This window comes from Luminiphilus syltensis NOR5-1B, from assembly GCF_000158175.1.
GTDB lineage: Bacteria > Pseudomonadota > Gammaproteobacteria > Pseudomonadales > Halieaceae > Luminiphilus > Luminiphilus syltensis.
The window spans coordinates 224,239-237,419 of the sequence record NZ_DS999411.1; the positions used below are offsets into that span (position 1 = coordinate 224,239).

Annotated in this window: 14 protein-coding genes; 12 read left to right on the forward strand and 2 right to left on the reverse strand. The window is 58.1% G+C overall.

Annotated features, from left to right (window positions below):
- Window positions 1-36: 36 nt before the first annotated feature.
- Entirely contained in the window at window positions 37-1,332 is a 1,296-nt protein-coding gene (locus NOR51B_RS00940) for an acyl-CoA dehydrogenase family protein (RefSeq protein ID WP_009021394.1), read from the reverse strand.
- A 235-nt stretch (window positions 1,333-1,567) separates the two neighbouring features.
- On the opposite strand from NOR51B_RS00940, the gene NOR51B_RS00945 reads away from it, so the two are divergent.
- Genes NOR51B_RS00945 through NOR51B_RS00965 form a run of 5 tightly spaced genes read left to right on the forward strand, consistent with a single transcriptional unit; the run spans window position 1,568 to window position 6,448 of the window.
- Window positions 1,568-2,296 (forward strand): SDR family oxidoreductase, encoded by a 729-nt coding sequence (locus tag NOR51B_RS00945; RefSeq protein WP_040481500.1) that lies wholly within the window; start codon window positions 1,568-1,570, stop codon window positions 2,294-2,296.
- 2 nt (window positions 2,297-2,298) lie between these two features.
- A complete protein-coding gene (locus NOR51B_RS00950; RefSeq protein WP_230198374.1) occupies window positions 2,299-3,333 on the forward strand; it encodes a phosphotransferase family protein in 1,035 nt (344 codons plus the stop codon).
- A gap of 9 nt (window positions 3,334-3,342) precedes the next feature.
- Window positions 3,343-4,998: a long-chain fatty acid--CoA ligase gene (locus NOR51B_RS00955; RefSeq protein ID WP_050759384.1), complete on the forward strand. Its 1,656-nt coding sequence runs from the start codon at window positions 3,343-3,345 to the stop codon at window positions 4,996-4,998.
- Entirely contained in the window at window positions 4,995-5,645 is a 651-nt protein-coding gene (locus NOR51B_RS00960) for a TetR/AcrR family transcriptional regulator (RefSeq protein WP_009021450.1), read from the forward strand. Before NOR51B_RS00955 ends, NOR51B_RS00960 begins: the two co-directional genes overlap by 4 nt.
- Window positions 5,645-6,448, forward strand: a complete 804-nt coding sequence (locus tag NOR51B_RS00965; RefSeq protein WP_009019645.1) for an alpha/beta fold hydrolase — start codon at window positions 5,645-5,647, stop codon at window positions 6,446-6,448. The genes NOR51B_RS00960 and NOR51B_RS00965 overlap by 1 nt, the downstream gene beginning before the upstream one ends.
- A 78-nt stretch (window positions 6,449-6,526) precedes the next feature.
- Here the strand turns inward: NOR51B_RS00965 and NOR51B_RS00970 are convergent, their stop codons facing one another.
- Complete coding sequence (locus NOR51B_RS00970) at window positions 6,527-7,162, reverse strand: TetR/AcrR family transcriptional regulator (RefSeq protein WP_050759385.1); 636 nt, start codon at window positions 7,160-7,162, stop codon at window positions 6,527-6,529.
- Window positions 7,163-7,299: 137 nt separating this feature from the next.
- Between NOR51B_RS00970 and NOR51B_RS00975 the strand changes: the two genes are divergently transcribed.
- From NOR51B_RS00975 to NOR51B_RS01005, 7 genes are read left to right on the forward strand one after another with little or no spacing between them, the layout of a single operon-like run.
- Window positions 7,300-7,740: a nuclear transport factor 2 family protein gene (locus tag NOR51B_RS00975; protein WP_009021084.1), complete on the forward strand. Its 441-nt coding sequence runs from the start codon at window positions 7,300-7,302 to the stop codon at window positions 7,738-7,740.
- An 8-nt stretch (window positions 7,741-7,748) separates the two neighbouring features.
- Window positions 7,749-9,299: an AMP-binding protein gene (locus tag NOR51B_RS00980; RefSeq protein ID WP_009018902.1), complete on the forward strand. Its 1,551-nt coding sequence runs from the start codon at window positions 7,749-7,751 to the stop codon at window positions 9,297-9,299.
- Window positions 9,292-9,774 (forward strand): FAS1-like dehydratase domain-containing protein, encoded by a 483-nt coding sequence (locus NOR51B_RS00985; protein WP_009019301.1) that lies wholly within the window; start codon window positions 9,292-9,294, stop codon window positions 9,772-9,774. The genes NOR51B_RS00980 and NOR51B_RS00985 overlap by 8 nt, the downstream gene beginning before the upstream one ends.
- Entirely contained in the window at window positions 9,771-10,202 is a 432-nt protein-coding gene (locus NOR51B_RS00990) for a hotdog family protein (protein WP_009019226.1), read from the forward strand. Before NOR51B_RS00985 ends, NOR51B_RS00990 begins: the two co-directional genes overlap by 4 nt.
- A 1-nt stretch (window position 10,203) precedes the next feature.
- Window positions 10,204-11,367, forward strand: coding sequence for a thiolase C-terminal domain-containing protein (locus NOR51B_RS00995; protein WP_009021485.1), 1,164 nt, complete (start codon window positions 10,204-10,206; stop codon window positions 11,365-11,367).
- Window positions 11,368-11,781, forward strand: coding sequence for a Zn-ribbon domain-containing OB-fold protein (locus NOR51B_RS01000; RefSeq protein WP_040481503.1), 414 nt, complete (start codon window positions 11,368-11,370; stop codon window positions 11,779-11,781).
- A complete protein-coding gene (locus NOR51B_RS01005; RefSeq protein ID WP_009018994.1) occupies window positions 11,778-13,133 on the forward strand; it encodes an aromatic ring-hydroxylating oxygenase subunit alpha in 1,356 nt (451 codons plus the stop codon). The genes NOR51B_RS01000 and NOR51B_RS01005 overlap by 4 nt, the downstream gene beginning before the upstream one ends.
- The last annotated feature ends 48 nt before the right edge of the window (window positions 13,134-13,181 follow it).

Consider the following 13,181-nt stretch of genomic DNA (forward strand, 5'->3'; position numbering starts at 1 on the left):
TTAACTTATTGGGTGATTTACCTTCCCCCGAGCCCCTCAGGACTCAAGAAAGTGTCCGTACTTGGCCATCGCCTTTTCCCGCTGCGTGTGCGTGTGATACGTCGGAAACAGGTCTGGAGAAGGCTCGTAGTCCCGCAGTACCGAGCGAGCCACTGTCACTTTGTGCACCTCGGTGGGACCATCGACGACGCCGAGCTCGGGAATGTCAGCCCACATATACATGAGGGGCGTCTCGTCGGATACGCCCCAACTACCGTGAAGATGCATGGCGCGATACACCACTTCCTGCAACACCTTCGGCGTAGCCGCTTTGATGGCCGCTATTTCCTTGCGCACTTCGCGGTTGTATTCCTTGTGCTTGTCGATCAGCCATGCCGTGTACAACACATGCAGCCGATACTGCTGAATCATAATGTAGGAATCGGAAATCTTGTCCTGAGTAAACTGCTTGGCAGAGAGCAACTCGCCCTTGGTGGTGCGGCTCAGCGCGCGTTCGCACATCATATCCATGGCTTTTTTCAACTTACCGACGCTGCGCATGGCGTGGTGGACGCGACCGCCACCCAATCGAGTCTGGGCGACCACGAAACCCTGGCCTTCGTCCCCAAGCAGGTTGTCGATCGGAACACGGCAGTCGGTGAAACGAATGTAACCGTGAACACCATCACCCTGCTCGACATAGGGGCCGACTGCAGAGTTTCGAAGAATCTCCATTCCGGGGGTATCTTTTTCTACCAGAATAATAGACGCACCTTCGTGAATCGGCTTGTCGGGGCCGGTGACTACCATGACCAGCAGAAACTCCGAGAATCGGGCATGGGAGGCAAACCATTTCTCACCATTGATGACCCACTCGTCACCATCACGATGGGCCACGCAGGTAAATTCTCCGGGATCCGATCCGGCCTGGGGCTCGGTCATTGAATAGCAAGACGCAATTTCACCGTCGAGCAAGGGCTGCAAAAAGCGAGCTTTCTGGTCGTCGGTACCAAACTTGGCCAGGATCTCGGCGTTGCCGGAATCCGGCGCCTGACAGCCAAAAACACTCGGACCAAAGCGACTGCGACCCAGTATCTCGTTCATAAGGCCCAGATTGACCTGACCGTAACCCTGACCACCGAGCTCGTGCTCGAGGTGACAGGCCCACAACCCCTTCTCCTTTACAATCTTCTTCAGCGGCGCCATGGCCTTGAAAGCCGGTGAGTTGGGGTCCCACGGATCGCCGGGGCCGCGAAAAACCAGATCCAGGGGTTCGATTTCCTCGCGGGTAAACTCGTCGATCCACTCGAGTGTTTTTTCAAATTCGGGATCGGATTCAAATGACCAGGCCACTTCAGTACTCCTTTTTAAAGGCTTGTATCGCAGGGACCAATTCAACGACCCTGCGCGCCGCGGGTTTTTTATTGGCCCAAACAATAGGCGTTATTGCTCGTGACGTCGAGCGCGAAACACAAAAAATAATCGCATCCGGGCCCGGCAACCGATAGCCCTGACATTTGTTTCAGTTTAGACTTGCTGAACACAAACAAGCAACATAAACTCAAAACATTTCTGCGTGGAGTAGGACATGAGTGGGTCAAGGGTTTGGGTTATCACGGGGGCCTCGCGCGGAATTGGCGAAGCAATCGCCAGAATTGCGCACGCAGCGGGTAATAAAGTGGCCTTGCTGGCGCGGGGCGACGCGATCGAATCCGTCGCCGACTCGCTGGGCGACGGCGCCCTGGGCATTCGCACTGACGTTGCCGATGCCTCTTCGGTAGCTGCCGCCTTCCAAAAAGTCGAAGAAGCCTTCGGTACGGTTAATGTGGTTGTCAATAACGCCGGTCTCCACCGCGGAGGCAAACTGAAGCGCCTGAAACCGGAAGACTGGCAGGCCGTACTCAATGTCAACCTGACCGGAGCTTTTAACGTTAATCAGGCGGCCGCCCCCTACCTCGAAGAAGGAGACAGCCTGATCAACATTGGCGCGGTAGTGGGTTTTAGAGGCTTCCCTGGAGATATGGCCTACGCGTCGTCAAAGGCCGGTATCGCGGGCATGACCCGGGCACTGGCGATTGAGCTGGCGCCGAAGGGCATCACTGTCAATCTCGTAATCCCCGGCCTGGTGCTCACCGAAATGACTGCCGGCGTCAGCGAGAGCGCGCTGGAAAATATGCGCCAGCAAATACCCATGGGACGATTTGCCCAGCCGGAAGAGGTTGCCGAAGTGGTTCACTGGGTCGCGCAGAGCCGCTACATGACCGGCGCCATTATCCCGGTCGAGGGCGGCCTGATGTCCACCTTTGGCGTGCACTGACAATGACATCTGCGACCATGGATACTGACGCCGAAAACATACTCCCCTGGCTCAGGGAAAATCTGGGCTGGGAGGCGCCGCAATTCACCGCAGCACTCGCCGGTGGTAATTCAAATATTACGTGGCGCTTTGACTCCGACGATCAGGCCTGCGTGGTCAGAACCTTCCCTGCCGAGACCATTTCCCCGACCGCACACCGCGGCATCGAACGGGAATTCAAGGTGCTCAAAGCGGTCGAGGGGCGAGTACGGGCGCCCCGAGTCCTCGGCTGGGGCGGCGCGGAAAGCGGGCTCGGTCGACCTTTTCTTTGCCTGGAATGCATCGACGGCGTCGCGATTACTGACACCTTGCCTGACGCCTACGCAGATCTCCCCGGCGCCGCCGACAAACTCGGTATGGAAATGGTTGATCAGCTGGCTGCCATACACGGCATCGAGGCGACAGAACCCGCGCTTGAGGGTCTCGGACGACCCGAAAACTTTCTTCAGCGACAGCTCGACCGCTGGCTCAAGGTGCGAAGAGACACCGGCGTCCGAGAGCTGCCTGCCCTGTTTGAACTGGGCGACTGGCTCCACAGCAATATCCCACCGGAAGCTCCCGCGAGCCTAATACATGGGGACTATCACCTCGATAACACCCTTGCGAGTCGGCACAAGCCCGAAATTCTGGCGGTGATTGACTGGGAGCTTTCCACTGTCGGCGACCCCTATACCGACCTGGGACTCGCGCTGATGCTCTGGGGTGATTCCCGCGCCGCCTCTCCGCCGGCATTTGAGCATTTGCAATCCATTTCGCGGGTACCGGGCACCATTTCCCGGCGCGACCTGGCGCAGCGGTGGTCGGCAAAGACGGGGCGCAGCATTGATCACCTCGACTATTACATGGCCTTCGCGTTCTGGCGGCTGGCCGCCATTGTCGAGGGCGCCTACTGCCTTTATGTGGACGGCAAGGTCGACACGGAATACGCACGAAAACTCGAATACAACGTACCTGCATTGCTGAAAGAAGCCGAGCAGGCAGCCCAGGGCAACTGGTAGGACTTCGCAATGTTAAGCACTATGATGCATCTGCCGTTGGGCGTCAGGACTCTCACCGAATTCGGGGCGAGGCACTTTGCCAGCAGCCGGGTCGGCGACTATCAGGAAGATGGCTCTATTCACTGGCAGTCTTATACCGACATCGCCGACAGCGCCGCTCGACTCGCCAATGCCCTGACCGATCTGGGCTTTCGCGACAGTGACCGCGTTGGCACTTTTATGTGGAATTGCAGCGAGCATTTGCAGGCCTACCTGGCGATCCCCAGCATGGGTGGCGTCATGCACACCATCAATTGTCGCCTCTCGCCGGAGCACATTGCCTACATCATCAATCACGCCGAGGATCGATTTCTGATCGTCGATGGCCGGCTTGAATCCGTGCTCGCACCGGCGCTGGCGGACACGCCAGCCTTGGAAAAAATTCTGGTGGTCAACCCTACCGGGGAGTTGGCCGGCGATCCCCGCGTCATCGACTTTGCCGACGTAACGGCCGCCTGTGAACCGAGCTTTTCCTGGCCGGAACCCGATGAAAACCGGGCCGCGGGTATTTGTTACACCAGCGGTACGACGGGCAACCCCAAAGGGGTCGTCTACAGCCAGAAGACTACTTATTTGCATGCGCTGGCCTCTCGCGCGGTCGACACCTTTGGCGTGAATGAGCGGGATACCATCTTGATGCTGCCGTCGATGTTCCACGCCAATGCCTGGGGGTTCCCCTATAGCGGATGGCTTTCCGGGGCCGATATGGTCATGCCGGGGCCACATATGCAGGTCAGGCATCTCGAAGCGATGATTGAGCAGGCGCGCCCCACGCTCACCGCGATGGTACCGACGGTACTCAGCGACCTGATTCGCGCAGATGAGGATAAAGGCCTCGATCTCAGTTGCTTCCGATCCATTATTTGCGGTGGCTCAGCGGTCCCCTCTTCGATGATTGAGGCGGCATGGGAGCGCTGGAAGGTACCCGTCGTGCAGGGCTGGGGCATGACTGAGACGAGCCCGATGTGCGTGCTGTCACACCCGCCCAAAGACCTTGGCGACACGTCGGATACCCGATGGCGCATGAAAAGCGGTCGCCCTGTGCCGGGCATCGAGGTCCGCGTGGTGGATGCCGCCGACCGCGAGTTACCCAACGACGGACAGTCAGTGGGCGAGTTACAACTCAGGGGTACCTGGGTAACCGGAAGCTACCTGAAAACCGAAACCGATGCTTTCACCGATGACGGCTGGCTAAAAACAGGGGATGTCGGCCATATCGACGCCCGTGGCTATGTGCAACTCACCGACCGCACCAAGGACGTGATTAAGTCGGGGGGGGAATGGATCTCTTCCGTGGATCTCGAAGATGCGCTGCTCAAGCATCCCGACGTTTTGGAGGTCGCGGTGATTGCAACGCCCGACGAACGCTGGCAGGAGCGCCCGTTGGCGGTTGTCGTGCCAAAGTCTGACAAACCATTGGCCGCCGGCGAGCTGCGCGGTTTCCTGCTTGAGAAGGTCGCCAAATTCTGGATACCCGAGTACTGGGCCTTCGTTGATGAAATCGCCAAAACCAGCATTGGCAAGATCGACAAAAAGACACTGCGAGACCAGCGCGGGAGCGCCGCTTTCGACGTGGAAACCTGCTACGACCTCGACGCGGCGGCCACCTCCGGAGGCCGGCAGTGAAGGTGAAGGCCGGTGACAAGTTACCGCGCCAGGAAAGAAACAAACAGGCGGAACGCAGTGCGCTTTCTGATCGAAAAATGCTCGAAGCCGCCGTCGAGCTGGTCAATGAGCGCGGCACCGCAAAAACCACATTAAAGGAAATTGGTGAAGCTGCCGGCTACAGCCGCGGCCTTGCCAGCTATCGCTTTGGATCAAAGGACGGACTGTGGAGCGAGCTGTTTGCGCGCTTTGATGCCCTGTGGCGAGATCACCTTCGGGGTTATTTGAAAGACAAGAACGGCCTTGCAGCGATCCGGGCTGCGATTCATTGCCAAAAGGACTTCTTCCTCAAAGAGCCCAGCTATTTGCGCGCCATGTACATTCTCTGGTACGAGTCGCTGGGCAGGGAGTCGGATATCCGCGCCGAATTGGCGAGCCACCATCGCATTTACCGACGCGACGTGGCCAACTGGATCAAAGAAGCCCAGGCTGCCGATGAGATTCGGCAGGAGATTGATCCCGAAATGTTTGCTGCCAGTTACTGCTCGCATATGTTCGGCATCATTTACCAGTGGGTGGTTGCACCCCAGCAAATCGATGTCGCCTCACTGCTCGACGATTTTGAGCGTGCGATCATTTTCAACCTTACCGAAGGGAGACAACAATAATGGCCTACCTCACCGTAGAAGATAACAAGCAGGTCTACTTTGAAGATTATGGTTCCGGCGATACCGCTATCGTACTGATTCACGCCTGGGGCATGAGCAGTCGAACCTGGGATAGCGTGTTACTGCCGCTGCTCGATGCCGGTCACCGCGTAATCACCATTGACCACCGCGGCTGTGGACGCTCGGACCACGATTTTGCGGATCTCAGCATTAGTGCAATAGCCAGCGATGTCGCCAAGCTTGTGGAAGATCGGGGCCTAAACAAGGTGGTACTCAACGGATGGTCGCTCGGTGGCGCGGTCGCCACGCAGGCCGCCCATCTGCTGGGTGATCGCTGCGCCGGCATGGTCCTGACGGCAGGCGCAACGCCGGTTTATACCCAGAAGCCCGACCTCGACCTCGGCGGCGCTGCCGATGATGTACGCGGCATTGTTGCCGCGATGAACGCCGACCGCGTGAACTTCCTGTCGCAGTTATCCCACGCGGTCTGTGCAAAACCGGTCAGCTCCGAGATGACCGACTGGATGTCAGACATCTTTATCGCCTCTTCGGCGCGTTCATCGAGCACCCTAGGTGAATTGGCCGATATCGATCAAAGAGAAATCCTATTGGATCTCAATGTACCCATTCTCTCGTATGTGTGCGGTCAAGACGGGTTTGTCGCGCCAGGAATCGCGCGTTGGGTTGTGGAAAATCACCCCCGGGCCGAGGGCGTTGAATTGCCTGACAGCGGTCATGCGCCCTTTATCGAGGAGCCCGAGGCTTACATGGATGCCCTAAAGCAGTTCCTCGCCGGCCTGTAATCATCAGTCTGGCCGGGGGAGTACGATCATGCGCAAAAACATCCCCTACTGCCTCTGACACGACTTCCGGATCGGGCCCTAGGCTTGGCGCGGTTCGGAAGCGTCCACAGACAGACGGCTATCGAGTCTTCCGATCAAACGCAAAGACTGGATAAAAATCTGCTGGCTCTGCGCAAGACTCATCGACTCATCGAAATAGACGCTGGAGCGCAAGCCAATCATCATGGCATAGGCCGCCTCGGCACCATCTTTACCCAGCGCCGCCCCCCTGCCTGCAGAGCTCGCGATCAACGTGGCAAGATGGCGCTTGGCCTCTCGATCGAAGTGCGCCTTCGCAGTGCGCATCTTTTCATCGTGAACCGCGGCGCCAAAACATTCGAGCATGAACCCGATTTCGCTGGGGGCACTGGTTTCGGCTGAAAACCAGAGGTCCGCGAGGCGGTCGATCTGCAAGGCGGCCGGTGCCTCGTGCAGACGCTCGATCTCCCGTAAAAGTCGTCTGGAAACGTTATCGAAATACTGCTCGAGAATGTCGTCCTTGTTGTCGAAGTAATAGTGCAGGTGGCTGGACGTCATGCCCGCTTTCGCCGCGATATCCGACAGGGTGGTACGGTTGTAACCTTTGGCAACCACGCAATCGTGGAGTGCCTCAAACACCCGTCTGCGACGCTGGGCATTTCGGCTACTTCGCGCGATGCTCGCTTGACTCACCATCGATAAGGCTATCCTTTGCGGTTGGAATGCGTGCTCTTTGAATCTGCATTAAACGATAGAAAAACACGATTTGAAAGATTTTCAAAATCGTCCTAGCATCCTCAGTCCAATAACCTATAACACTGGTGTGATTTATTATGTCCACGACACGCCCTGCTATCGATGCCGACACGAAACTTGCCATTCACGAGCTGCTGGCCAGGGCCGGCTACGCGCTGGATTTGCGCGAGGACGCGATGCTGGCGTCCTGTTTCGCTGAAAACGCAAAGTTCACCCTTCGCATAGCCGGCGGTGATCTCATCGGACCCTTCAAAACCCGAGACGGCATCATGGGATTGATGCGCGGCGCCTGGGACGAACAAACCGACGTCCGAAAACACGCGGTATCCAACATCTTCTTCCCGGAGGATGCGCAGGATGGGGAAGGGACGGTGGTCATCTCCTATTTGACCCTGATAACCACCGAAAATGGTGTTATCAACGTTATTTCAGCCGGCGTTTACCGCGATCGTGTTATCGAGACCGAAGACGGCTGGCAGTTGCTCGAGCGTCACCTCGATTTGGATCTGCCCTACTGAGGCTTGCCATGAACATTGGTCACATACCCGCAAAAGCGGCTCGTTTCGCACCGGATCGTCCTGCACTGATCGACGTCCCCAACAACCGTCGAATGAGTTTTGGGGAGCTCGACTTCCGTGTTCGAAAACTCGCCAATGGCCTGACCCGTGAATTGGGCCTCAAGCGCGGCGATCGCGTGGCCATGCTGTCGCGCAATTGCATCGAGTTTATGGAGCTCTATTACGCGGCAGCGCGTGTCGGACTCATCGTACAACCGCTGAACTGGCGCCTCAGCGCCGGCGAGATGGCACGTATCGTTGAAGACGCGGAGCCCGGTGCCCTGGTGTTCTCGCAGGAATTCAAGGAGGTCGCTGACACGCTGCGGGATGAGCTCGACCTGCCCCACTGGCTCTCCCTCGGCGATGATGGGCGCTATGAAGCGTTAATTGCGGCGGCATCCGATGAAGAGCCCGCGGTCGATAAGCCGGTGGGTGATGACGACCCGATGATGATCCTCTATACCGGCGGCACCACGGGGCGATCCAAAGGCGCCCTGCACACGCACCGCTCAGTATTTGCCGGCATGATCAATCAAACGGTGGCCGAACGCGTGCAACGCGATGATGTGTACATGCTGACCGGACAGATGTTTCATATCCCCGTGGTCCTCGCAATGAACTACATGGCGCACGGCTGTCCGGTGGTCCTCATCAACTTCGAAGCCCGTCTTGCTCTTGAAGTGATTGAGCGTGAACGGGTATCCGCATTCCTGGGTGTAACCACCATGCTGAACTGGATGATGGCAGTGGATGACTTTGCGGATTTCGATCTCTCGAGCCTGCGCAATATTCAGTACGGAGGTGGCCCGATGCCGCGCAAGGTGGTCGAAGCCGCGCTGGAAGCCTTCCCCTGCACCATAATCCAGGGCTATGGGCAGACCGAGGGCATGACCATGAGCTTCCTCGCCCAGGAGGATCATCTTGCGGCGGTAAATGGCACCCATCCCGAGCGTCTGGCGTCCTGTGGCCGAGAGTCCTTCATGACCACGCTTCGCGTTATTGATGCCAACGGCAACGATGTACCCCGCGACAACAGCACGCCCGGGGAAATCATTGTCCAGTCTGAAGGCAACATGGTCGAGTATTGGCGGCAGCCGGATCAGACCGCCGAGACACTCAAGGATGGCTGGCTTTACACGGGAGACATCGCCACCTGGGACGAAGAGGGATACATTTTCATCGTCGACCGTGCCAAAGACATGATTATCTCCGGTGGCGAAAACATCTTCAGCACCCAGGTTGAGGCCGCGATACACCAGCACCCTGCGGTCCTCGAATCGGCGGTGTTTGGCGTGCCCGACGACCAGTGGGGCGAAGCAGTGAAAGCAGTGGTAGTGCTCAAGCCCGGCATGCAGGCCACCGAGCAGGAGATTATTCAGGCCGCCAGTCAGCATCTCGCGTCCTATCAGAAACCGCGCTCGGTAGATTTTGTCGACAGTCTGCCCAAGGCGCCTACCGGCAAGATACTCAAGCGCGATTTGCGCGAACCCTACTGGCAGAAAAGTGATAAAAATGTCTGAGAGCGAAGATACGGCGGTTGATACGCCCTTGGTCACGCCCGAACTGTTGGCCAATATTGGCAGGCAGGATCAACCTCGACGGGAGGTGGTCACCCGGCGCGACATTAAAAAGTATGCCATCTCAACCGGCACCACGATCCCGCGTTACCTCTCCGGTGATGAGGCGCCGCCCATGTTTCACGTACCGCTGTTCTGGGACGTGGTAGGTATGGATGAGCTTTCTGCCGATGGTGTATCGATCGACAAACTGCTGCCGAAATTCCCCCTCGAAAAAGCGATGGCGGGTGGTCTGGATATCACCTATCACAAACCCATACTGCCCGGAGATTGGCTGACAGCGACACGGACCTTAACGGATATTTACGAGAAGCGCGGGCGCTCAGGGCCGCTGATCTTCTATGAGGTGGTCATGGAAGTGCGCGATGATGCCGGCGAGCTGGTAGTCACTGAAAAAACCACGAGGATATTGCGATGAGCGATCTTCAGGTAGCCGGCAATCCATTAACTGTTGGTACAGCAATCCCCGGGTTTTCCCGCACCAGCGATATCATCCAGCAATTTCTCTATAACGCCGTTCTGTATAACGCCCATCGGATTCACTTCGATACGCCGTATGCCACCGAAGTCGAGGGTTATCCTGGCCTCGTGGTCGCAGGCCCTTTGCTGGGTGACTGGCTTCACCAGTGCGTCGAACTGTGGCTGGGAGACGAGGGTCGCCTGGTGCGGATCCAGTACTCGAATCGGGGTGCGGCCTACACCGGTGATCAGCTGCACGTCGGTGGAGAAGTTACCGCCGTCGACCCCGATCATGCCACCGCCACCCTGACTTTATGGGTAAAAAATGATGCCGGCGATACGCTGGTGCCCGCCGAAGTAGACATCGTCCTCGGGGAGCGCCGCTGATATGAGCCTTCGCGGTGCCACGGCCCTGGTAGGGGCTTACGACACAGCGGTCGGTGTAGTTCCCGATCGTACGGCAACCGAACTGTGCGCCGAGGCGATTCGTGGCGCGGTTGCCGATGCCGGGCTGGACTTAGAGGATGTCGATGGATTAATTACCTGTAATTCGATGGCTCAGCCGATTCTCTACCACGCTGAAGCCATGGCGGAATACCTGCAGATGTACCCGCACCTGTGTATGACCCTGCCCACCGGTGGGGGAACCACAGTGTCCGCGCTGGCCCATGCCGCCGCTGCCATACAGGCCGGCACCGCTGGGACCGTGGTCATGGTAATGGCGGACAGCCTCCGCAGTGGATTAACGCGCGATCAGGCCATGCGGCTGCAGTCATCCACCGGACATCCTGATTTTGAGCAACCCTACGGACCTACCGTACCCGCTTATTACGCACTGATTGCCCAGGCCCATATGGCGACCTTTGGCACAACCCCCGAACAACTGGCCAGGGTGGCGGTGGACACGCGTGCACATGCGGCGCGCAATGAGACCGCCCAGATGCGCGATCTGATCACCGTCGATGACGTACTCAACTCGCGACCTATCGCCGACCCGCTGCGGCTTCTCGAATGCTCGCTGGTCTCGGATGGTGGCGCTGCGGTGGTTCTGACTTCAGCCGAACGCGCTCGAGATCTAAAACAAGCTCCCGTCTATTGTCTGGGCTTCGGTGAAGGCCACAGCCATGAACACATCAGTCAGGCGCGCGATCTCACCACATCGGCCGCCGCGGTATCGGGTGCGGCTGCCTATGCGATGGCAGGGGTTTCGCCTTCGGATTTCGCCTTCGCACAGCTTTATGATTGCTTCACGCCCACCGTATTGGTAGAGCTTGAGGACCTTGGCTTCTGCGCCAAAGGTGAGGGTGGCGCCTACCTGGAAAGCGAAGGTATGGGCCCTGGCGCCCGACTACCGGTGAATACCCATGGCGGCATGCTGTCCCATTGTCACCCGGGGAATCCGGGCGCCATGTTTGGTTTGACCGAAGCCATACGACAACTGCGCGGTGATTGCGGCGAGCGCCAGGTTGAAAACGCGAATCTGGGATTGTTTCATGCCCAGGGTGGAATCATGTCCAGCCATGCCACCCTGGTACTGGGCAGGGAGTGCTGAATGGAAAAGGTTTTACCCCAGCGAGTCGATGGCGTGTCCGCTCCCTTTTTCGAGGGCGCCAGCGATGGAGTACTCAAAATACAGCACTGCGCCGACTGTGGGCACTGGCAGTTCTACCCCAGGCCGTTCTGCACCGCCTGCGGCGCGGACGATCCGGCCTGGGAAGTAACCCGTGGGCGCGGAACCGTCGCCAGCTTTTCCATTGTCCGGCGAGGACTCACCAAGGCCTACGAAGCGCCCTACGCGGTGGCCCTTATCGATCTCGCCGAAGGGCCGCGACTCATGTCGAATATCATTGACTGTGATCCCGAAAACATCACGGTGGGAGCTGCCGTCGAGGTGGCCTTTGCGTCGTGGTCAGAAGCGATTACGCTACCCGTTTTCCGGCTTAGCACCGAAGGAGGCACACTATGAATGCAGATACCATTCCCGTTGCGATCATCAACCCCGACGCACCGGCGGAGTCACTGGAAGCCAAGCAGCCCGCTATCGACAATGGCGTCGAGCGCTATGGCAAAGAGGGCTATTTCAGTCGGGACTACATGAACAGGGAATGGCAGCGCGTATGGACGCAAAGCTGGCTCATCGCCGGGGTAACCAGCGATCTCGTGCAGATTGGTGACTACTTCCTGTTCGAAATTTGTGGTGAGTCGATCATTGTTACCCTGACCGAAGACGGCGTTCGCGCGTTCTACAATGTGTGTACCCACCGCGGGTCGCGGCTGCTCAGCGAAGAGCGCGGCAACAAGCGCGTCTTTGTCTGCCCTTTCCACAGCTGGAGTTTTAAAAACGACGGCTCATTGCGCACCATCACCGATGAGAAGACATTCAAGCCCGAGGTCATTGCCCATCGACCCGGCCTCAAATCGGTCCATTGTGAGATTCACGCAGGGCTGATTTTCATCAATATGTGCGAGGGTGAAGCACCACCACTGATCGAAAGCCTGGGTCTGCCCGAAGGGTACCTGGAAGCCTACAAAATCGAGGACATGAAAGTCGTACGCCACGTCCGCAGCGAATGGGAGTCCAACTGGAAGGTGGGTGTTGAAGCCTTTTATGAGAGTTACCACCTGCACGCGGTTCATCCCGAAACCCGCGGTGTGATGGGTGATCTCAATGTCCAGTACGACCTCTATCCGAATGGGGCGAGCCGCATGATTGTGCCGCTCGGCCAACCCAGCCCGCGCTTTCAGGACCAGGAGAACGTCAACGAAGGCCTGAAAGCCATGCTTAAGGATGCCGGTGTTGACCCGGAACATTTCGATGGCAACGCGGCCGATGTTCGCCGCGCAATCCAGATGGGCAAACGCGAGCGTGCCGAGCGTCTTGGTTTCGACTACGACCGATTCGTTGACGGCCAACTCTCTGACAGCTGGGCCACGGGAATTTTCCCCAATGTACAGATCGGCTGTCACCCCGAGGCCGCATTCCTGATGCGCTTCCTGCCCCACGAAACCGACCCTGAACGTTTTTACTACGACACGATGACACTGCTGTTCCCGGCAGACGACCCCGACTACTGCCCTCCCGGGTGGATGGGGCTCCCCGAAGGAACCGATTGCACCGGTGCAGTGCGCCCTGACACCGAGCATTACACAAAGGATGAAGACCCCAACCTCGGCCTGGTTCTCAGCCAGGACGCGACCCTCATGCCCGTCGTGCAGCAGGGTATGCGCTCACGCGGTTTCGACGGCCAACTCTGGGGCGAGCAGGAACAGCGACTGCGTCACTTCCACATCGAACTCGAGCGGCGGTTGGCCGAGTAGAACGATGATCGCTTTTGCGGGACAGACCACCCTGCCCCGGGATGTCGC

Excerpts from the sequence above, each read along its gene's own strand:
- NOR51B_RS00945 (WP_040481500.1), top strand. The coding sequence starts at position 1,568 with ATGAGTGGGTCAAGGGTTTGGGTTATCACGGGGGCCTCGCGCGGAATT.
- NOR51B_RS00950 (WP_230198374.1), top strand. The coding sequence starts at position 2,299 with ATGACATCTGCGACCATGGATACTGACGCCGAAAACATACTCCCCTGG.
- NOR51B_RS00955 (WP_050759384.1), top strand. The coding sequence starts at position 3,343 with ATGTTAAGCACTATGATGCATCTGCCGTTGGGCGTCAGGACTCTCACC.
- NOR51B_RS00965 (WP_009019645.1), top strand. The coding sequence starts at position 5,645 with ATGGCCTACCTCACCGTAGAAGATAACAAGCAGGTCTACTTTGAAGAT.
- NOR51B_RS00970 (WP_050759385.1), bottom strand. The coding sequence starts at position 7,162 with ATGGTGAGTCAAGCGAGCATCGCGCGAAGTAGCCGAAATGCCCAGCGT.
- NOR51B_RS00975 (WP_009021084.1), top strand. The coding sequence starts at position 7,300 with ATGTCCACGACACGCCCTGCTATCGATGCCGACACGAAACTTGCCATT.
- NOR51B_RS00980 (WP_009018902.1), top strand. The coding sequence starts at position 7,749 with ATGAACATTGGTCACATACCCGCAAAAGCGGCTCGTTTCGCACCGGAT.
- NOR51B_RS00985 (WP_009019301.1), top strand. The coding sequence starts at position 9,292 with ATGTCTGAGAGCGAAGATACGGCGGTTGATACGCCCTTGGTCACGCCC.
- NOR51B_RS00990 (WP_009019226.1), top strand. The coding sequence starts at position 9,771 with ATGAGCGATCTTCAGGTAGCCGGCAATCCATTAACTGTTGGTACAGCA.
- NOR51B_RS00995 (WP_009021485.1), top strand. The coding sequence starts at position 10,204 with ATGAGCCTTCGCGGTGCCACGGCCCTGGTAGGGGCTTACGACACAGCG.
- NOR51B_RS01000 (WP_040481503.1), top strand. The coding sequence starts at position 11,368 with ATGGAAAAGGTTTTACCCCAGCGAGTCGATGGCGTGTCCGCTCCCTTT.
- NOR51B_RS01005 (WP_009018994.1), top strand. The coding sequence starts at position 11,778 with ATGAATGCAGATACCATTCCCGTTGCGATCATCAACCCCGACGCACCG.